The organism is Mycobacterium asiaticum (assembly GCF_001673635.1).
Lineage (GTDB): Bacteria > Actinomycetota > Actinomycetes > Mycobacteriales > Mycobacteriaceae > Mycobacterium > Mycobacterium asiaticum_C.
Genome location: NZ_LZMH01000037.1, coordinates 121081 through 141021, shown reverse-complemented (window position 1 = coordinate 141021; position 19941 = coordinate 121081). Strand labels below are relative to the sequence as shown.

The following is a 19941-nucleotide window of genomic DNA, read 5'->3' as shown; positions in this document are numbered from 1 at the left end:
CCATGGTGCGGGTCCTCTGGCTTTCGCCATGGCTGCGGCCGCTGGCGCGCGTGCAGGCCGAGGCGATGCGCCGCCTCGGCGCCGAGGTGCTGCTCGTCACTTCTGACCAGCATCCAGAATCCGACACCGCCCGTGACTATGAGGTCGTGCTCGACCCACGGTTTCGCGCCGCTGCCACCTGGCCGGACAGCTTCGCCGCCTGGCGCCGCGTCCGCGCGTACCGACCCGACGTCGTGGTCACCGAGTTGGTGCGCGACCCGCGCTGGATCGCGCTGGCCGGCCGCGCACCCCGGATTCAGCTGGTGCACGACGACCGTCCCCACGACGCCGCCGAACAGCGGCCGTCCTACGAACTAGCGGTATTCGACCGTTGGGGTGTCCGCTCGGTGGCCACCGTCGCCTACAGCGACTATGTCGCCGCACGGATCGCCGATCGCCGGGACGTGGCGGGCACACCCGTGCATGTCGCGCCGTTGACCAGTGACCTGGACCCCACGCTGGTTCCACCGCCCGCCGCGGCCGAGAGCAGGCGTGATTTCGTCATGGTGGGCCGGCTGAACCCGTACAAGAACCTGGACGTGGTACTGCGGGCCTGGCAACGCCACGTCGACGGGACCGGTTGGCAGGGCGATGAATTGGTGTTGATCGGTGATGGGTCGGTGGATGCCGGGAGCCTGCCGCCCCACACCCGCTGGCGCTCGGGCCGGTATCGGTACAACGAAGTAGTGACCACCGTGGCACGAGCCAAGGGTTCGGTCGCGCACTACCGGCGCGCCTCGCAGAGCGGGGTGCAGGTGTTGTCGATGCAGCTGGGCGTGACGCCGATCGTGTCCAATATCGGCGGCCTACCCGAATACCAGCCGCCCGGGTGTGCCCCGATCGGCGTCGACGACATCGCTGGCCTGGCAGCCACTTTCGACGAACTCGCCGACCCGGCCCGGGCGGCCCGCCATGGCGCCAATGCGGCGCGCCATTACGCGCAGCAATTCTCCGTCGACCGTGCAGCAGAACGGCTGCTGGAAGTGATCGACGGTGTGCTGGCTGGCGATGCCGCACCGATCGCCGCATCGTCGGCCCGTTGATCCCCGGCTACGGTTCGTCATCGTCCTCGGACACGAACAGCTTTTCCGGGTGATGGAACGTGTTGACTCGTGGTTGGCCGTGGTCGAGGTGGGCCGGTGGCAGCCATTCGGTGGCGCCGCGGGTGTTTTTGCGGGTGGTCCATCCTTTTTCGGCCAGTCTGTTGTCGGGTCCACAAGCGAGGGTGAGGTCGGTGATGTCGGTGCGGCCGGTGGTGGTCCAGCCGGTGACGTGGTGGACCTCGGTGTGATACGGCGGTTGGTCGCAGCCGGGGCGGGTGCAGCCACCCTCGAGCGCGTGCAGCATGAGCCGCTGCGCGGGGTTGGCGAAGCGCTTGGCGTGGTAGAGGGCCAGCGGTTTGGCGTCGTCGAAGACCGCCAAATAGTGGTGTGCTTGGGCGGCCATGCGGATCAGGTCGGCCATCGGGATGAGGGAGCCGCCGCTGGTGCGGGCCTTGCCGGTGCCGGCTTCGAGATCCTTAAGCGTGGTAGTCACGATCACGGTGACCGGCAGCCCGCGGTGCTGGCCCAGCTGTTCGGAAGCGAACAGGGTTCGGATGGCGGCGGCCAGGGCGTCGTGATTGCGTTGCCCGGTGCTGCGGACATCAGCCTTGGCCTCATCGGCGGGGTTGGCCATGCCGGGGGCGGCGAGTTTGGCGAGCATGGCTTCGATCAGCGCACGCAACTCCGGGGTGATCAACCCGGACAGGCGTGACATGCCATCAAACTCTTGCTTGCCCAGCATCAGCGTGCGTTTGCGGGCGCGGTCCTCATCGGTGTAGTCGCCGTCGGGGTGCAGCAGGTCCATGAGTCGGCGGGCGTATTTGGCGACCTGCTCGGGGCGGTACTGGCACGCCTTGGTCGGCTAGGTCGGCCTCGGCGGCCTCGCGGGTGAACACATCGACGTGGGTGGGCAGGTGGGTCAAGAAGTCGCGGATGACTTTGATGTGTCCGTCGCCGATCAATCCTTGTCGCTGGGCGCGTGCGGTGGCGCTCAACGTCGGCGCCAAGGGTTGCCCGGTCAATGCGCGCCGTTCACCGAGATCCTCGGCGTCGGCGATACGGCGGCTGGCTTCGGCTTTGGTGATCCGCAACCGATCGGCCAACGCGCACGACAGGGTGCCGCCCAATTCTTCGGTGCCGGCTTGGGCGCCGAGTTCGTTGATCAGCACATGCTGGGGCACCCGCAGCCGCCGACTCACCCGCTCCAAGCGCTGCAAGGCCCGCAACCGCTCCGGATTGGTGAACACCTCGAACGACAACGCACACAACCGATCCAACTCGGCATCGAGCGCATCGAAGACCTCCACGATCTCCTCACGCGAACTCGAAACCATAACCACATGCTATGCGGGACCACTGACAAGTTTTTGCTTCTTACGAAGCCTAAAAACCGCAAGGCGCAACACAGTTGGGCCTAGTACGCCGAAGGCTACGAAGCCAGAAACCTCGCAACCAATTCCGGCGAACGCACCGCGCAGAAATCGTGCACGTAGCCCCGCGGCATGGCGAAGGGATGGAAATCATCCGTGTCGACCATCGACATCTGGTCGCGCTCAACGGCGAAATCGGCGATCGGCCGTAACGCCGACTCGGTGACATAGAACAGGTGATAGCCGAGATCCTCGATCTGGCGGAACACCTCGCCGATCGGCCGCGCCAGATGACGCTGCTCGATCTCGATCAAAATCGTTGGCCGGCAACGCCGGAACATCTCCGCGCCCCCACTCAGCACTGCCATCTCGTGGCCTTCGACGTCAATCTTGACGAAATCCACCGAAATGCCCGGGGGTAGGACGTCGTCGAGCCGAACGGTCGGTACGTCGATCCGACGCACCTCGACGCCCTGCCCGTCGAACCCGTGCGACAGGCTGCCCTGCGCGGTCACCTGGCGGTTGCGCCGTTCGGGCACCAGCAGTTGGGCAGTCCCGGGCTCGTCCGAGACCGCGGCCTGGTAAAAGCGCACCTGCGAGCGTGCATCGGCAAGCTTGCGCAGCATTGGGGCGTTGTCCGGATGAGGCTCGAAACTGTAGAGCTGCCCGGACTTTCCGACCCGGCGGGCCAGGTGATAGGTGAACAAGCCCCAGCTTGCCCCGATGTCGACGACCGTCGCCCCAATGGGCGTGCAGTGGTCGGCCACCGACATCGCCAGGTCCTGAGTCAGCCGGCGGCGCCACAACATCTCGGTAGCCGTGGTCATCGCGGTGCGGCCGAACACCCGGCCGACATTGCGGACGGTCACATACTTCGCCGCCCAATTGGCCGCTTCGCTATGCAGCAGGCGATCTTTGGTGGTCACAGCGCTGCCGCCTTCCGACTCGTGTGTTGTCTCGATCCAGATGTCCGTCAATCGCCGATACCAGCGGTCCAAGCCGAAATCGCCGGCGCGGCTGCGTGCGGCCGCGCCCAGGCCGGCACGCAAGGTGTCGTCTTTGAGCAATTCCGTCAACGCCTCGGCGATCTGCGCCGGGCGGCCGGGTTGCACCACCAAACCGGTCTCCCGGTCGGTGATCGCCTCCCCGATACTGCCCACCAGCGTCGTCACCGGCGCCAGCCCGTAGGCCATCGCCTCCAGCAACGCCATCGGCAGGCCCTCGTCATAGCTGGGCAAAACGAATATTTTTGCTTGACCCAATAATTCGTCCCTGGCGGCCGGATCCAGCCATCCCGCGACGAATATGGTCTGGTCCAAGCCGGCCGCACTGACCGCCGCCCGCACCTCATTCACCTCTCCGTCGCCGGCGAGCGTTAGCCGCAGCCTGTCCCGCAAGGTCTCGTCGAGCACGGCGACGGCTGCGATCAGGTCGTAGCTGCCCTTGCGCGCCCCCAGCCGACCCAGCGAAACCGCGTGCACCGATTCCACATCCGTCTGCACAACCGGGTCAGATGGAATGGGAACCGCATTGTGCAGCACACTGATTCGGTCGGCGGGCCGCCGCAACCGGCTGGCGTACTCGTCGACGTGGCGCGCCCCCAGCACCAGCCACCGGTCGGCGACCAACAGGCGCCGCACCACCCGCTGCCACACCACGGGCAGCCGGTCGAACCAGCCGCCGAAATCGTAGCTGTGGGCGTGCACCACGGTGGGAACCGCCGCCACGCGGGCCGCGGCCATCGGCAATGCCTTGCGCAGTACGCTCCCCCCATGCGCGAGGTGAACGTGCAGGATGTCCGCGCGCCTGCGCGACACCAGCCAAGTCGCGCGCAACATCCCGGTGACGCCGACCCAGAGCCGATATCCAAGGGAGCCTTCGATATACGTCGGCACCATCACGATGTCGAACCGCTCGTCGGGGTGCGCGGCCATGAGGCTGCTGACGGTGGCCATGCCGCCTCGGCTGGCCGGTTGGGCCGGCGCCGGGCCCACCACCACAACTCGCAACCGCGCTGGCATTAGGCGGGCACCAATTCGCGCTCGGCCTCTTGCATTTCCGCCATCTCGGCGCGACGACGTTCCCGCGTGGCGAACGCCAGCGCCGATCCCAGCGCAATGCCCAGTGTCATCGCGTTCGCGGGGTCCTCGGGCAACGGGTCGATGATGCACATCACCAGCAATCCGGTGCTGACCGCCGCGCTGATCTTGGCCGGTACCGAAGCGCTGCGCAGGGCCCGCACCAGTGGGGTGAGGGCGAACACCGCAAACCCGGTCATCCCGACCGCGCCCGACTTGGCGAGCCACCAGAGGTAGAAGTTGTGCGCGTAGGTGGTTCCCAGTGTCTGGGTGAATTCGTTTGGGTCATCACCCCCGAACGGCAGTTGATACGCGTAACCCAGACCGTGACCGAAGATCGGTGCTGCCTCGATCGCTTCGTTGAGATGCCGGTCCTCGGCAAACCGGGCCAGGGTCGACGGGTCGGCGGACAAGGCCGCCCCGGATGTCCGGCCGAGCACCCGGTGACTGAAGCCGGTGATTTGGTTGGCCAGCCACACTCCGGCCGACGAATCGCCCAGCAGGAACAGCGCGCCGGGAATTGTCACCGCCAGGATGCCCAGCCCGGTGAGGGTCAGTCGGGCGGCCCGCCGCACGGCCGACCAGCCCATGCTGGCGAAGAAGGCGACGACGGCGGCAACGCCCACCGAGATGATGGTGTTGCGCGAGAACGCCAGCACCGCAATGACCAAGGCGGGCAAGCCGAGCGCGAGGTAGGCGACCGGCTTGACGCGACCGGCGATCTGGGCGGCGACCAATGCGGTCAAGACGGCGATGGCCGGTATCAGCGTCGAGGTGATGACGCGGTTCGCGGCATCCCCCGTGTCCATCTGCAGGCTTTCGGTGCGGCCCGCCAGCCGGACGCCGCCCGAGGAGCCCAGGATGGCCATGCCCGCCGAGAACCACAGTGTCACGGCCATCGCGTTAATCGACAGCATGATGTGCTCGCCGTAGACCACTACCAGCGCCAGCACGAAACCGGCGATCATCTCGAGCAGGAAGGTCGCCTCGCGCACTACCACTGCCGGATTGTGCCCGGTCGAAAACCCAACGGCAGCAAAGTAAAGCACCGTAGCCGCAAACAATCCCGGCAACAGGTACTCAGACATGCGTAACCGCACCGCGGGCAGGACGAAACAGATGGCCAGCACCAAGACCACGTGTGAGGCGTAGATGGACACCGGGCCGATCACTTTGCCGACATGCAGACCCTGTGGCAGGGCTGCGCACCCCAGGAACAGCGCCAGCCCGATCATCAGTTCCGGCTTGGCCCAGTACACGATCAGGAAGAACGTCAGGCCGACCAGCAGGATGCCCTGGGTGGTGTTACGCACCGAGAGTGCGCCGTACACAAAGCATCCCGCCAAAAAGACCGCCAATACCACTGCGGCCATCGCCAAACGGTGACGACTCCGCAGATACCGAATCACGCCGGCCCACTCACCTTGGCGCGGTACGTCCGAGTGGCGGCCCTGGTATGCCGCGCAATCCGGGCATCGGTCAGCACGGTACCCACCACATTCGCGCCGGCCGCGCGCAGCGCCGTCAGCGCGTCCTCGAGTTCATCCTCGGTGGTGCGACCGGCCCGCAATACCAACACCGTCGCGTCCACCGCACCGCCGAGCAATCCCGAATCCGCGGTAGCCAGCACCGGCGGCCCGTCGACCACCGTCCGCTCGAAAGTCCGTGCCACATCGGTGAGTACCGCGTCCAGCACCTCGGGCAGGTAAGCGCTGGTGGGCAGTGTCTCGCGGCGGACCGAGCGCGCCGCGAGCACGAACAGCTTCGGAATCGACGTCGGCTTGGTGGCTTCGGTGGCGATCTCGGGATTGGCCAGCGCGTTGGAAAGCCCTTCTCCCGATTCGACTTTGAGCAGACCGGCAATCACCGGCCGCCGGGTGTCGCCCTCGATGAGCAGTACGTCTTCACCGAGCTCGGCGAACGCCCGGGACAGGTTGATCGCGGTCGTCGTGGTGCCCTCGCCGCCGAACGGTGCGGTCAGCAACACCCGGTTCGCACCGGCGCCCATCGCGCGCAGCAGGCGGGCGCGCAAGCCGCGCACCGCGTCGTCGAACGAGATATCGGTGCCGAATCGCGGCGCATTGCCCCGGTGTCCGGGCAATTCGGCCAGCGTCGGCAGGCCGGACAGGCTTTCCAGTTTCGCCCGGTCGCGCACCGTGCGGTCGGCGGCGTCGCGAGTCAGCGCCACCCCGGTACCCAGCAGCAAGCCGGCAACCAACCCCATAGCCATGTTGCGCACGGGTACCGGCTTGACCGGGTTGTCGGGTATACCGGGTTGCTCGACCACCGTGGCCTTGGCGATCGGCAGCGGCGCTCCCGAGGGTGATGTCTGCGGCACCGCAGTTGGCGCGGGCTGCGGCTCGGAGGGCAGCGTGGTCTCACTGGCCTGCGGCTGGATCGCTGGCTGCTCGCCATCCGACACCGCGGGCGACGGCGTCGCAGGGGGCTGAACTGTCGGGGTGGCGGCCGGTGAGTTCGGCGGGGTCGGGTTCCCGCCGAGCGTGCCCACCATCATGGTGAACTCGTCGGCGACGGCCTTCGCCAGCGTCGCCGCGCGCTTCGGGTCGGTGTCGGTGACGGTGATGGTGAACAGGGTCGTCTTGGGGGTGAACGCGACCTTGGTCTGGCTGGCCAGGGCGTCCGCGGAGACCGGGAGATGGAACTGGTTCACGGCGCGATCCGCCACGGCGTGCCCACCGGCGATGGCCGCGTACGACGACAACCGCTCCTGGGCGGCCTGGGTGCCCTGGTAGACCTGCATGAGATCGGTTTCACCGGTGAACGAGATGAGCACCGTCGCCGACGACTCGTAGCTCTTCGTCTGGAACGCAGTAATGGCGGCGGCGCCGGCTAAACAGGCCAGCAGCGCGCACAGGACCAGCTTCCAATGCAGCAGAAGCGTCCGGACAAAAGTGCGGAAATCCATCCACTAACCCCCCTGAGTGGACGCCATCTCATAGCGTCGATTTGCCCCCGCATACCGATAGCATAGCGACTACCGCAAGTTTCATACTAATGTAATGATTTAGCGGTGGCAACGCCTCTTCAGGAGGCGGCCGGTGTGGTCAGAACTGCGCGGGATACATCGAGCGTGGCGATCGGATAGAAGCCCGAGTCGTCCCGTCCGTCCCGGGCCAGCCGCATCGGCGGGTAGGTCACCGCGTGTACGCCGTTGGGCTTGTGCTGCTGCCACTCGACGGCGGCACGCAAGGTGTAGTGCCCCGGGGCCAACCCTTTGAGCTCGACGCGGACCGTTTCGGCCGTCGAGGCCGGTGGCGGCTGGTCGGCGCTGCGGTCACCGGACGAATCCGGCACCAGACCCCGCAGGTCAACGGAGGCGGGCAGCGTTCGAACCGTCTGTCCGGCGAAATCCACCAGGCGATAAACCGGGACCCACTTCTCGGTGGTGGCCGCGGCGCCGTAGTTGGTCCAGGTGACCGCGATCGAGGCCACCTTGTCCTGCAGGGATTGCGACCCCGGCCGGGCTTCCACCGAGTACCGGTAGCCGGCGGTCGCGTTGGCCTGCGCCCACAGCACGTACAGCTTCGGGTCCATGGGCGAGGTGGCGTCCTGGTCGGGGAAGTTGATGCTGGACGTCATCGACACGTGGTACCGGATGACGTCGTGCAGGCCCTTGTCGTAGTACTGCTGCGGCGTCGTGTCTTTGGGCAGCTGACACCACTCGGTGATCACCGGCGCCTTCGCCAGCCGGTCCTTCAACGCGCCAACGAGCGGGTCCTGGGTCTGCACATAGTGCGACGCGCTCGACTCGGCCCACGTCGGCAGCGGCGCATACACCCCGAGGCAGTCCGAGCGGATACCGACCGGTGCGGCCAGCTTCTTGGTGACGTCGTCCGACAGCAACTGCCGCACGATCTCCGGGTTGTTCGGCGCGGTCACCAGCTGCGTGTGCGGGAAGGCGTTGACGTTGGCCGCGACCAGCTGCTGGATGGACGATTTGGTGATGTTCTGGTCGCCGTACTGGCTGTAGTAGCCCAAAGCGGCCTCGCTCTGTTCCGGCGCCGGGCCCGGGGCGCCCAGCGCGTCCTTCAGGTAGGCGAGATGGTTTTCGCTGAAGTCGCCGTAGCCGGAGAATTCGAAGATGCTGAGCCGTTCGTCGTTGTCGTAGCGGCGTCCCAGCGCGGCGAGCAACTGACTGAAGTCGCTCAGATAGGTGGGCTCGTTGAAGTTCGGCACCACCTGCGTCACCCCGGCAGCGGATCCGTTTCGCGGGCCTGGATAACTGGTGCTGGTGCCAGGCCGCGCGCGCTCCCAGTCGGGTATCTCGATGTTGGTGTTGTCGGGGTAGGACGTGTTGCAGCAGGAGTTGTAGGCCTGCACCCGCAATGTGAGCCGCATCCGGCGCTCTGCCATCTTGTTCAGCGCCTCGTCGATGACGCTGAAGTCGTACTTTTGCTCGTCCGGAGCGTCCGGGGGCAAGGTCGCCGGATCGACCGGCTGCAGCTGCCGCCACGTCACCCGCAGGCTGGCGTCGTAGGAGGCCGGCCACGCCGGATACCGCTGCTGGGCGGGCGCGCCCTGCGGGAAGAGCGGCACCATCAGGTCTTCGTACTGCCCCCGCAACGGGTTGGGAATTTCCTGCGCGGCCGGCGGGATGGCCGGATTCACCATCGCGGCCAGCGGGCCGGGATCGTTGTGGTTGCGGCTGCAGCCGCCGATCAGCAGTGCCGCCCCGGCGACCACCACGGTCGCGCAGGCAACGACGATCAACGTTACTTTTCTGATTGTTCGAGCCATTCTCACTGGTGAGCTAAATTGCGCCGAGCGTCAGCGCCTCGCGGTCGGCGAGGAACGGCATCGGCATCCAGCGCGCGGACAGCAACGCCTCCATGGCGTTGCCCGGAACAGGGCGGGACAGCAGGAAACCCTGCGCCCGGTGACAACCGTGTTGCATCAAAGTCAGTGCGGCGGCCGGGGTTTCGACGCCTTCGGCGACCAGCTGCAAACCGAACGCCTCGGCCAAGCCGATGATGGCGCGCACGATCGCCAGGTCGCCTGCGTTGGTGCCCAGGTCCCGGACGAACCCAGTGTCGATCTTGAGCATGTCGACCGGCAGGGACTTCAGGTGCGACAGCACCGCGTACCCGGTGCCGAAGTCGTCGATGGCGATCTGGACGCCGACCTCTTTGAGCTCGTGCAGGGTCTTGCGGGTGGTTTCGATGTCGTGCACCACGGCGCGCTCGGTGATCTCGAGGCAAACCGAGCCGCCGTCGATCCCGAATTCCTCGATGGTGTCCGCGACGGTGCGCACGAAGCCGCGGGTGATCAGCTGCACCGGTGAGACGTTGATCCGCAGGATCGCGCTTTGCCCCACCCCGTTGGCCCGCCACCGGCTGAATTCCGAGCACGCGCTTCGCATCACCCAGCGGCCGAGTTCACCGGCCAGGTTCGTCGACTCGGCGACCCCGATGAACGAATCCGGCAGCAACAGGCCCCAGATCGGGTGGCGCCAGCGCACCAGCGCCTCGGCCGCGACGATCGCGCCGGTCCACAGGTCAACCTCGGGCAAGTAGTGCAGCAGCAGGGCTTCGCTGTCGATATCGCCCTGCAGGTGCAATTCGATGTCATTGCGGAACGCGCTCTTGAGCGACATGTCGTCGGTGGACAGGGCGACCTGGTTGCCGCCGGCGCGCTTGGCCGACAGCACCGCTTCGTCGGCACGACGCAGCAGGTCGGTGCTGTTGTCCCGGCCGGGCATCCCGACGGCCAAACCGATGCTGACGGTGCGGGTGATCTGATGGCCGCCGATCGCCAGGCGCTCGCGCAACATGGTGCCCAGCCGGCGGGCGAACGATTCGGCCGCCGCGCTGGACATCGTCTGATCCGGGATCACCACGAACTCGTCACCGCCGAGGCGGGCGATCATGCTCTGGCTGCCCGCGCACACCCGCAGGCGTTGCGCGAAGACGCGGATGAACCAGTCACCGGCGGTATGGCCCAGGTAGTCGTTGATCGACTTGAGCCGGTCCAGGTCCATGTAGAGGACCGCCACCGGCCCGGGGTTGCCGGAAGCCAGCCGCTCGGTCAGATGCGCGACCAGTGCCCGACGGTTGTACAGCCCGGTCAGGTCGTCATGCTCGGCCAGGTAACGAAGCTTCTCCTCCGCCGCGATTCGCGCCTGCAGCTGCGCGAACAGCGCGGCCACCGCCTCGAGCGTGTTGATCTCTTCTTGCTTCCACTTCCTGGCGCCGAACTTGACGAAGCCCAGCACGCCGGTGGTCTTCTCCCCCGACACCAGCGGGGCGGCCGCGACCGACGGCGAGGCCACCTGTTTGGCGCCGCTGCCCCAGCGCTGAAAGGACCGGTTGTTCTGCTCGGGTCTGATCACCACCGGCTTCCGGCCGTGCTCGCACTGTGCCAGCACCGGGTCCGCGCTGGTGAAGTGCACCACCGCCTCCGGGTCGGGGTCCGGAACATTCACCCGCGGCGGCCATTCGGCGACCAGCACGGAAGCGCGGATGTCGTGGTCGTGATGACGCAGGAAGCTGGCGTCCACGTCGAACTGCTCGACGAGCTGGGCCAGAACCCGTTCGCTGACCTGCGTAGCGGTGGACGCGGTCGCTTCCATCAGCTGGGTGGCTACGGAAGTGACGACGAGGTCCAAGCTGCGTGGCAACGGGTCCTCCGATTCGTGCACGTCCCAAGTCGACTGCGCCGGCTACGGGCGACCACCAGTCATCAGACAGTCTTGGCGGCCGCTGTATCTCAATGCCTGCCGATGCGCATCGAAGCGGCCTCAAGAGTCGCCTGGAAGCCCTGGGCAGTACCCGGACCGACGCAGGTCACGGATGGATTAGTGGTCAGCGAAGACTATCACGCAGAGTCTCTGGTGCCCTGTGCTAAGTCCGCTGCTCGACCGCGGCCGGCGGTGTCGTCGGCCAGGGTCGGCTAGGGTCGCCTTGTGTCAGTCGCAGCGTCCGCCAAACGGTTGCTCGCGCCGGCGGCAAAGTCGCTCATGCCCCGCCTGTTCTGGCGGCGCAAATACCGGATTTTGCGGCGTCTCGGTGAGTCCCGCCCGGACGTCGCGCTGGTGCAATCCCTTTGCGACCCAGGACGCATCTCCCTCGACATCGGCGCGGACGTCGGCGAATTCGCAATCGCCATGCTGAGTGCGTCGCACGCGGTGATCGCGTTCGAGCCGCGTCCGGCTCAGGCCCGCGACCTTGCGGCAATGTTCGAGGCCGTCGGCGCAGACGTGCGCGTCGAGGCGGTGGCGTTGTCGGACACACCCGGTGTGACCACGATGCGGGTGGTCGAATCCGATCCGGGGCGAAGCACCATCGACGGCGAGAACGTGCTGGACACCGCGATCGGCGGCGCCGTCCAGTCGATCGAGGTCCCAGTCAGGTGCCTCGACGATTACCAGCTGACGAACGTCGGGTTGATCAAGATCGACGTCGAGGGCCATGAACTTGCCGTCCTTCGCGGTGCCCTCGACACGTTGCGCCGCAATCGGCCATCGATCGTCGTGGAAGCCGAAGAACGTCACCACGCCAACGCGGTCGCCGACATCACCCAGCTGTTGAGCGGCTTGGGTTTCCGCGGCCATTTCACCCTGAACGGGCAGCGCCGGCCCATCGAGGAATTCGACGCCGCCGCCCATCAGGACTCCGCAAACATCGGCGGAGCGGAGGACGACTGGGCGGCGACCGGGGTGTACGTCAACAACTTCGTCTTCGAACCAGCGCCGGGGTCCGGCCCATAGGGGCGTGAAACAGGTCACAATTGCGGTCTGCGTTGTCACGGAAGCCCGGGCTGCGGTGTCCTGAAGGTCGTAACGCTCGCGACCAAAGGAGACAAAGATGTCTGAGCTACAACCGACCGGACCCCGCAAACGCGTCGTCGTCATCGGCGGCGGCTACGCCGGCACCATGGCGGCCAACCACCTGCGGCTGCGGGCCGACGTCGACATCACCCTGGTGAACGCTCGGCCACAGTTCGTCGAACGCATCCGCCTGCACCAGCTGGCGGCCGGGACCGGCACCGCCACCGCCGACTACGGCACGCTGCTGGGCAACGGCATCGAGCTGGTTGTCGACAAGGCGGAGTACATCGACGCCGCCGCCCGCCGCGTGCAGCTGGCCTCGGGCGCCGAGCTGGAATACGACTACCTGATCTACGCCGTCGGCAGCACCGGCGCGACACCCGTGGCGGTGCCGGGCGCCGACGAGTACGCGTTCGTGCTCGCCGAACTCGAAGGCGCACAACGGCTGCGGTACGCGCTGGCCGATCTGCCGCCGAACGCCCCGGTCACCGTTGTCGGTGGCGGCCTCACGGGCATCGAGGCCGCCGGGGAGCTGGGCGAAGAGGGCCGGGCCGTCACCCTGGTGTGCGGCGGCCTCCTGGGCCCCTCGCTGAGCGGTCCGGGTCGGCGCTCGGTGGCAAAGCAGCTACGCAAGCTCGGGGTCACCATCCTGGAAACCGCCACCGTCAACGAGGTGCGCTGGGATGCGGTGGTGCTCAATGATGGTGCGGTGCTGCCCAGCGCGGTGACCGTCTGGACGGCCGGCTTCGGCGTCCCCGACCTGGCCACCCGCAGCGGGCTGCGCACCGACTCGATCGGCCGCCTGCTCACCGACGAGACGTTGACCAGCATCAGCGACGAGCGCATCGTCGCCGCCGGCGACGCGGCAGCGCCGTCCAACCAGCCGCTGCGGATGAGCTGCCAGGCCGCCAACCCGATGGCCGCCCAGGCGGCCAACACGGTGCTGGCCCGCATCGCCGGGACCGCTCCGGCCCGGTTGAACCAGGCGTTCACCGGCCAGTGCATCAGCGTCGGGCGCACCTACGGCACCGTGCAGCTGGCCCGCCTGGATGACACCCCGATCAGGCTGTACATCGGCGGCCGGACCGCCGCCTCCATCAAGGAACTGGTCTGCAAGGGCACGCTATGGGGCCTGCGCAAGGAGGCGGCCAAGCCCGGCTGGTACCGCTGGATCAAGGGCGGCAACCGTCCCGCGCAGCTGGCGGCCGAACAGCAGGCTGCGCTGCGGTGAGTTCGACGACGGACAGCGGCGGGCACGCAGACCGGTTCTCCCTGCTGCGCCCGCTGCTGTTCACCATCGCCTACGAGATCCTGGGCTCGGCCACCGAAGCCGACGACGTTCTGCAGGACAGTTATCTTCGCTGGGCCGACGTCGACCTCTCGACGGTGCGCGACACCAAGTCCTATCTGGCCCGGCTCGTCACCCGTCAGGCGCTCAACGCCCTACGCGCGCAGGCGCGTCGCCGCGAGGAGTACGTAGGGCCCTGGCTGCCCGAGCCGCTTCTGCTCGAAGATCAGGACGCGTCGGCCGACGTTGTTCTGGCGGAATCGGTTTCGATGGCAATGCTGGTGCTGCTGGAGACGCTGACCCCGGACGAACGGGCCGTGTTCGTGCTGCGCGAAGTGTTCGGGTTCGACTACGGCGAGATCGCCGAGGCCGTGAACAAGTCGGAACCCGCCGTGCGCCAAGTCGCCCACCGGGCCCGTGAACACGTGCATGCCCGCCGCAAACGGTTCGACGACATCGACCCGGAGCGCAACGCCCAGATCACCCAGCAGTTCCTGGCCTCCGCGGCCAGCGGGGACGTGGAGGCGCTGCTGGCCATGCTGGCGCCCGACGCGGTCTGGACCGCCGACAGCGGCGGCAAGGTCAGCGCGGCCCGCAAGCCGGTGGTCGGCGCAGAGCGGGTAGCCAGGGCCGTCGCCGGACTGATGCGCAAGGCGCAGGGACGCCTCCGGGTGGAGACGGTGACCTGCAACAGCGCTCCCGCGGTGCTGTTCTACCTGGACGAACGGCTCGAAGGGGTGATCACCGTGGAGATCGTGGACGAGAAGATCACGAACTTCTATGTGATGCGCAACCCCGACAAGCTAGCCGCTCTGGTGAACGCGCGTGAGATCAGTCGCGCGTAGTCCCTGGCGTGCGAATATCCGTCGTTCTGTCAAGCTAGGTCGGTGCGAATCGACCGGCTCGGCGACCTGGGCGGCGCGCCACAGGTGCTGCGCGCCGTCGGCCGCGCCGCCAGTCGGCTCGGCCTGCCGCCGCCGGCCGCACTGACCGGAGAATGGTTCGGCGCGCTCGCCGTCATCGCACCGAGCGTGTCCGTGCAGCCGGTCGCTACCGACGATGTGTTCGAGGTCAGCCCCACCCGCCCGGTGAATCCGCAGGTAGGCGCGGTGGGCGGTGGCTGGATCGGCTATCTGTCCTATCCGGATGCGGGTGCCAACGGACTCCCGCCCCGGATTCCCGAGGCCGCCGGCGGCTGGACGGACAGCGTGCTGCGCCGCGACCGGGACGGCCAGTGGTGGTACGAAAGCCTGTCGGGCGAGCGCATGCCGGACTGGCTGGCCGAGTCGCTGGGGTCGTGCGCCGGGCCGGGTCCGAGAACGGCACCGCTGTGCCAGATCACTTGGCGGCCCGCCGATCGCCCAGCACACCGCGCGGGTGTGCTGGCGTGCTTGGACGCCATCGCCGCGGGCGAGGTGTACCAGGCTTGCGTCTGCACCCAGTTCACCGGAACGGTCAGCGGATCCCCGCTCGATTTCTTCGCCGACGGGGTGGCCCGAACCGCACCGGCGCGGGCGGCGTACGTCGCCGGAAACTGGGGTGCCGTCGCATCACTGTCACCCGAACTTTTCCTGCGGCGACACGGCGACGTGGTGGCTTCCAGCCCGATCAAAGGCACCCTGCCCCTGCACGCCTGGCCGTCAGCGTTGCGGGCATCTCCCAAGGAGGTGGCGGAGAACATCATGATCGTGGATCTGGTGCGCAATGACCTTGGCCGCGTGGCAATTACCGGCACCGTCAAAGTGCCGGAGCTACTCGTGGTCCGCCGGGCACCCGGCGTATGGCACCTGGTGTCGACGGTGTCTGCACACATACCGCCCGACCTGCCGAATACGGCGTTGCTGGACGCCGCCTTCCCGCCTGCCTCCGTTACCGGAACACCTAAAATACGTGCCCGACAACTGATTTCGCAGTGGGAGCAGCAACGACGCGGAATTTACTGCGGCACAATCGGTTTAGCATCTCCCGTCGCGGGATGTGAGCTCAACGTGGCGATCCGCACCGTCGAGTTCGACCCCCACGGCGGCGCGGTGCTGGGGGTCGGCGGCGGCATCACCGCCGACTCGGATCCCGACGCCGAATGGCAGGAGTGCTTGCACAAGGCGGCCCCCGTCGTCGGACCGCCGGCCGCCGTCGCGGCCAGTCGGGTGAGTTAGCTCAGCAAATTCCGGAGCAGATAATCCGGTCCGATGATTTTTGCGGAACGCCCACGCGATTTCCCGCGTACGCATAAGCTTCAGCCATCGACTCGTCTGTCCGCGCGCACACGCGGCGGGGTCTGCAGGCAGCAAGGTTGGAGGGGATCGGCATGAGAGTCGCCATCGTCGGCGCGGCGGCGGCCGCTGTTTTGGGTGGTGCGCTGGCGGTTGCGCCGTTGACCGTCTCCAACCAATCCAGGACGCTGCCTTCGGGCGGCACCTGCAGCGCAGGTAAGCAGTGCGATCGGCTGGCGTCGGTCCTGATGCCCGAGGCGGGCAAACAGTCCGGAGCCCAGGCGCCACGGGTGCCGTCAGCGGTCGAGCCACCGGCTCCTCCCTCGCCTGCCATCGCGCCGCGGCCCGAAACGCCCGGAAACCCCGCGCCGGCCGCCTACACGCCGCCCGCCGGGTCCAGCGGCGGCTCGAGTTTCTTGCCGCCCGCATCGAACGCGATCAGTCCGGCCACCCCGCCGGCCGCGTCGGCGTTGCCGCCCGGCATCGACGACTACCCCACCCTTCCTGGCATCGGCGGCATCCCCGGCGTCGGCATCCCGGGCGTGCCGGACCTCTACGGCGTGGCCGGTGGCGTAGCCGGGCTGGCCGGGATCCCTTATGGCGCCAACGCGGCCTTTTCGATCGTCAACGGGTTGATCGGGGTAGGCAACACTGTCTCCGGAGCGGTGACCTCAGGTGCGCTGGCCGTCACCTACGTGGTGCTCGCCTACAACGCCTTGCAGAGCTCCGGCCTGCTGCCCGCCGTCAACAACGGCCTCGGCTCGCTGGGCAACATACTGCTACCGGGTGCGGCGGCATTGCCGGCCGCGGCGCTGCCCAGCCTGAGTCTTCCCGGCCTGCCGAGCCTGCCCGGCCTCCCGGGCATGTCGCCCGCAGGGCTGATCGCGCTCGCCGGCGCCGGTGGCTTGCCCGGCCTGCCGGGTCTGCCGGGCGTTTCAGCGGCCAGCCTGCTGCCTTTGGCGGCAAACGGCCTGCCAGGTCTGCCCGGCGTGTCTCCCACCGACCTGATCGCACTGGCTACCAGCGGCGGCATTCCCGGTCTGCCCCCCTTGCCGGGCGTCGACCCGGCGATCATCGCCGCGGCCTTGCCGGCCCTGGCCGCCGGCATCCCGGGGCTACCCCCGATCCCCGGCCTCGACCCAGCGATGCTGTCGGCGGCGCTGCCCGCGCTGGCCACGGCGATACCGGGTGGGATCCCCAACGTGGATCCGGCGATGGTGGCCGCCTTGCTTCCGGCATTGGCCGGTGGGGTCCCGGGTGTGAATCCGGCGATGCTGAGCGCCGCTCTTCCCGCCCTGGCCGGCGGCGTACCGGGCGTGGATCCCGGATTGGTTGCCGCGGCATTGCCCGCCCTGGTCGGCGGAGGCGCGCCGGGGCTGCCGAGCCTGCCGGGGCTGCCGGGCCTGCCGGCGCTACCGGGTGTCGACCCGGCCGCGCTGGCTGCCGCACTGCCGGCGATAGCGGCCGCGCTACCCGCCGGACTGCCTGGGTTGCCCGGACTGCCTGCGTTGCCCGGCCTGCCTGGCTTGCCCGGCCTGCCCGCGCTCCCCGCGCTGCCCGCCCTGCCGGCACCACCCCCGCACCCGCCGATCTGCCCGATACCGGGTGGGCCCTGCTTCTGACGTCCTGACGGACGGCGCCCGGGCTTAGGCCTCCGAGTCTTCCTCGAGCTGCTGCGCGTCGCGGCGTGAGGCGAGCACCGCGTCGTAGAGCTGGCGCGAGCGCACTTCGGGATATCCAGCCGCCACGTGGCTGCACGCGTCCTTGATCCGGATTCCGCCCGCGATCAGGTTCTCCACCTCCGCCACCAGTTCGGTGACCAGGGTCGAGACGTCGGCCCGAGGTGTGGCACCGGCCAGCACCACGGTGATCTCGCCCAGCACTCCCCCGGCCGACCACGCCGCCAGCTCGTCGAGCGACCCGCGCACCACTTCCTCGTGCACCTTGGTCAGCTCCCGGCAAACGGCCGCCTGACGGGCGCCCCCGAGCTGCTCGACCGCGTCGCGCAGGCAGGCAGCCAGCCGGCGCGGGGATTCGAAGAACACGCAGGTGCGCCGTTCGTCGGCCAGCGTGGCCAGCCACGTCCGGCGCGCGGAGCCGCGCCGCGGCGCGAACCCTTCGAAGCAGAACTTCTCCGCCGGCAGGCCGGACACCACCAGCGCGGTCGTCACCGCCGACGGGCCGGGCAGGCACTGCACCGGAAGTCCCGCCGCGACACACGCGGTGACCAGCCGATAGCCGGGATCACTGATCACCGGCATGCCCGCGTCACTGACCACCAGCACGGTGGCCCCGGCGCTGATGGCGTCCAGCAGGGCGGCCACCCGGGTGGCCTCGACCCGATCGAACAGACTCAGCACCCGCCCGCCGATCTGGACATCGAGCGCCTTGGCCAGATTCCGCACCCGACGGGTGTCTTCGGCGGCCACGACGTCGGCGTCGGCCAGCGCTTCGATCAAGCGGGGCGAGGCATCCGAGGGTTGGCCCAACGGCGTCGCACCCAGCAATAGGCGCCCAGTGGTCACACCGCACAGCCTACGATCGACGTGATGTCCGCCCCGCCCCGAGAAACCCCAGTCGTGCTCGAGGAGCGCCCGGAGCCTCGTCAGACCCCGCTGATCAGCCCCGGCCCCCTGGTGCCGTTCGCCGACTTCGGGCCGGTGGACCGGATGCGCGGCTGGGTCACCACCGCCGTCATCACCCTGCTCGCCGCGTTCACCCGCTTCCTCAACCTCGGCTCGCCCACCGATGCCGGCACGCCGATCTTCGACGAGAAGCACTACGCACCGCAAGCCTGGCAAGTACTGAACAACCATTGGGTCGAGGACAATCCGGGTTTCGGCCTGGTTGTGCATCCCCCGGTCGGCAAGCAGCTGATCGCCATCGGAGAGGCGCTGTTCGGCTACACCGGATTCGGCTGGCGGTTCACCGGCGCGCTGCTGGGGGTGGTGCTGGTCGCGCTGGTGACGCGCATTGTGCGGCGGATCAGCCGGTCCACGCTGGTGGGCGCGGTCGCCGGGATTTTGGTCATCTGCGACGGCGTGAGCTTCGTGACGGCGCGCACCGCGTTGCTGGACGGTTTCCTGACTTTTTTCGTCGTCGCGGCGTTCGGCGCGCTCATGGTCGATCGTGATCAAGTCCGTCGGCGGATGCATATCGCGTTCGCCGAGGGCCGCATCGCCGAGACGGTGTGGGGCCCGCGGCTGGGTGTGCGTTGGTGGCGGTTCGGCGCCGGCGTGCTGTTGGGATTGGCGTTGGGGACCAAGTGGTCCGGGCTGTATTTCATTGCGTTCTTCGGCGTGATGTCGCTGGCCTTTGATATCGCCGCCCGCCGTCAGTATCAGGTCCCCCGGCCGTGGCTGGGCGCAGTGTGGCGCGATTTGGCGCCCGGCGCGTATGCACTCGTGCTCATCCCGTTCGGGGTCTACCTCGCCAGCTATGCGGGGTGGTTCGCCTCGGAAACCGCGATCGACCGCCACCAGGTCGGCCAGACCATCGGGCCCGACAGCGTCGTCCCGCTGCCCGACGCCATCCGCTCGCTGTGGTACTACACCACCAAGGCCTTCCATTTCCATGCGACGCTGACGAATTCGGCGGGCAACCACCATCCGTGGGAATCCAAGCCGTGGAGCTGGCCGATGTCACTGCGCCCGGTGCTGTATGCCATCGATCAGCAGAACGTGGCCGGCTGTGGCGCGCAGTCGTGCGTCAAGGCCGTCATGCTGGTGGGCACTCCGGCGCTGTGGTGGTTGGCGGTGCCGGTGTTGTTCTATGCATCGTGGCGGATGTTCGTGCGCCGTGACTGGCGCTACGCCGCGGTGTGGGTTGGGTATTGCGCCGGATGGTTGCCGTGGTTCGCCGAGATCGACCGGCAGATGTACTTCTTCTATGCGGCAACGATGGGGCCGTTCCTGGTGATGGCCATCGCGCTGATCCTGGGCGACATCCTGCATCAGCCCCGGCAGAACCAGGAGCGGCGCACGCTGGGGCTGATCCTGGTGAGCTGTTATGTAGCTCTGGTGGTGACGAATTTCGCCTGGCTGTTCCCGGTGCTGAGCGGGCTGCCTATTTCCCAGGAGACGTGGGACATGGAGATCTGGCTGCCCAGCTGGCGGTAGTTGGCC

13 protein-coding genes and 1 pseudogene are annotated in these 19941 nt (G+C 67.9%); 7 read left to right on the top strand and 7 right to left on the bottom strand.

What is annotated here, in order from left to right:
• Nucleotides 1-2 precede the first annotated feature (2 nt).
• Entirely contained in the window at nucleotides 3-1082 is a 1080-nt protein-coding gene (locus A5645_RS10785; protein WP_065129488.1) for a glycosyltransferase family 4 protein, read from the top strand.
• 7 nt (nucleotides 1083-1089) lie between these two features.
• Here the strand turns inward: A5645_RS10785 and A5645_RS10780 are convergent.
• From A5645_RS10780 to A5645_RS10755, 6 genes and pseudogenes are all read right to left on the bottom strand, one after another.
• A pseudogene (locus tag A5645_RS10780) lies at nucleotides 1090-2416 on the bottom strand (HNH endonuclease signature motif containing protein).
• Between the two features lie 95 nt (nucleotides 2417-2511).
• A complete protein-coding gene (locus A5645_RS10775) occupies nucleotides 2512-4473 on the bottom strand; it encodes an FkbM family methyltransferase (protein WP_081288282.1) in 1962 nt (653 codons plus the stop codon).
• A complete protein-coding gene (locus A5645_RS10770) occupies nucleotides 4473-5903 on the bottom strand; it encodes an O-antigen ligase family protein (RefSeq protein ID WP_065129486.1) in 1431 nt (476 codons plus the stop codon). The genes A5645_RS10775 and A5645_RS10770 overlap by 1 nt, the downstream gene beginning before the upstream one ends.
• A gap of 32 nt (nucleotides 5904-5935) precedes the next feature.
• On the bottom strand, nucleotides 5936-7456 hold the full coding sequence (locus A5645_RS10765; protein ID WP_065129485.1) for a polysaccharide biosynthesis tyrosine autokinase: 1521 nt from the start codon (nucleotides 7454-7456) through the stop codon (nucleotides 5936-5938).
• A 119-nt stretch (nucleotides 7457-7575) separates the two neighbouring features.
• Nucleotides 7576-9288 (bottom strand): copper resistance CopC family protein, encoded by a 1713-nt coding sequence (locus tag A5645_RS10760; RefSeq protein WP_065129484.1) that lies wholly within the window; start codon nucleotides 9286-9288, stop codon nucleotides 7576-7578.
• Between the two features lie 13 nt (nucleotides 9289-9301).
• Nucleotides 9302-11167 carry a putative bifunctional diguanylate cyclase/phosphodiesterase gene (locus A5645_RS10755; protein WP_065129540.1) on the bottom strand — a complete coding sequence of 622 codons (1866 nt, stop codon included), beginning with the start codon at nucleotides 11165-11167 and terminating at the stop codon, nucleotides 9302-9304.
• Between the two features lie 285 nt (nucleotides 11168-11452).
• Between A5645_RS10755 and A5645_RS10750 the strand changes: the two genes are divergently transcribed.
• The 5 genes from A5645_RS10750 to A5645_RS10730 all read left to right on the top strand — a co-directional run bounded on the left by A5645_RS10750 (nucleotide 11453) and on the right by A5645_RS10730 (nucleotide 17439).
• The gene (locus A5645_RS10750) at nucleotides 11453-12256 is read left to right on the top strand and encodes an FkbM family methyltransferase (protein ID WP_065129483.1); all 804 of its coding nucleotides are present in this window, start codon (nucleotides 11453-11455) and stop codon (nucleotides 12254-12256) included.
• A 97-nt stretch (nucleotides 12257-12353) separates the two neighbouring features.
• Entirely contained in the window at nucleotides 12354-13547 is a 1194-nt protein-coding gene (locus tag A5645_RS10745) for an NAD(P)/FAD-dependent oxidoreductase (RefSeq protein ID WP_065129482.1), read from the top strand.
• Nucleotides 13544-14449, top strand: a complete 906-nt coding sequence (locus tag A5645_RS10740) for an RNA polymerase sigma-70 factor (protein ID WP_065129481.1) — start codon at nucleotides 13544-13546, stop codon at nucleotides 14447-14449. The genes A5645_RS10745 and A5645_RS10740 overlap by 4 nt, the downstream gene beginning before the upstream one ends.
• Nucleotides 14450-14491: 42 nt before the next feature.
• Nucleotides 14492-15760, top strand: a complete 1269-nt coding sequence (locus A5645_RS10735; RefSeq protein WP_065129480.1) for an aminodeoxychorismate synthase component I — start codon at nucleotides 14492-14494, stop codon at nucleotides 15758-15760.
• 152 nt (nucleotides 15761-15912) lie between these two features.
• Nucleotides 15913-17439 carry a hypothetical protein gene (locus tag A5645_RS10730; RefSeq protein ID WP_065037174.1) on the top strand — a complete coding sequence of 509 codons (1527 nt, stop codon included), beginning with the start codon at nucleotides 15913-15915 and terminating at the stop codon, nucleotides 17437-17439.
• 24 nt (nucleotides 17440-17463) lie between these two features.
• Here A5645_RS10730 and rsmI read toward each other — a convergent pair whose 3' ends face one another.
• Nucleotides 17464-18342: a 16S rRNA (cytidine(1402)-2'-O)-methyltransferase gene (rsmI, locus tag A5645_RS10725; protein WP_065037173.1), complete on the bottom strand. Its 879-nt coding sequence runs from the start codon at nucleotides 18340-18342 to the stop codon at nucleotides 17464-17466.
• A gap of 24 nt (nucleotides 18343-18366) precedes the next feature.
• Between rsmI and A5645_RS10720 the strand changes: the two genes are divergently transcribed.
• On the top strand, nucleotides 18367-19935 hold the full coding sequence (locus A5645_RS10720) for a dolichyl-phosphate-mannose--protein mannosyltransferase (protein WP_065129479.1): 1569 nt from the start codon (nucleotides 18367-18369) through the stop codon (nucleotides 19933-19935).
• The last annotated feature ends 6 nt before the right edge of the window (nucleotides 19936-19941 follow it).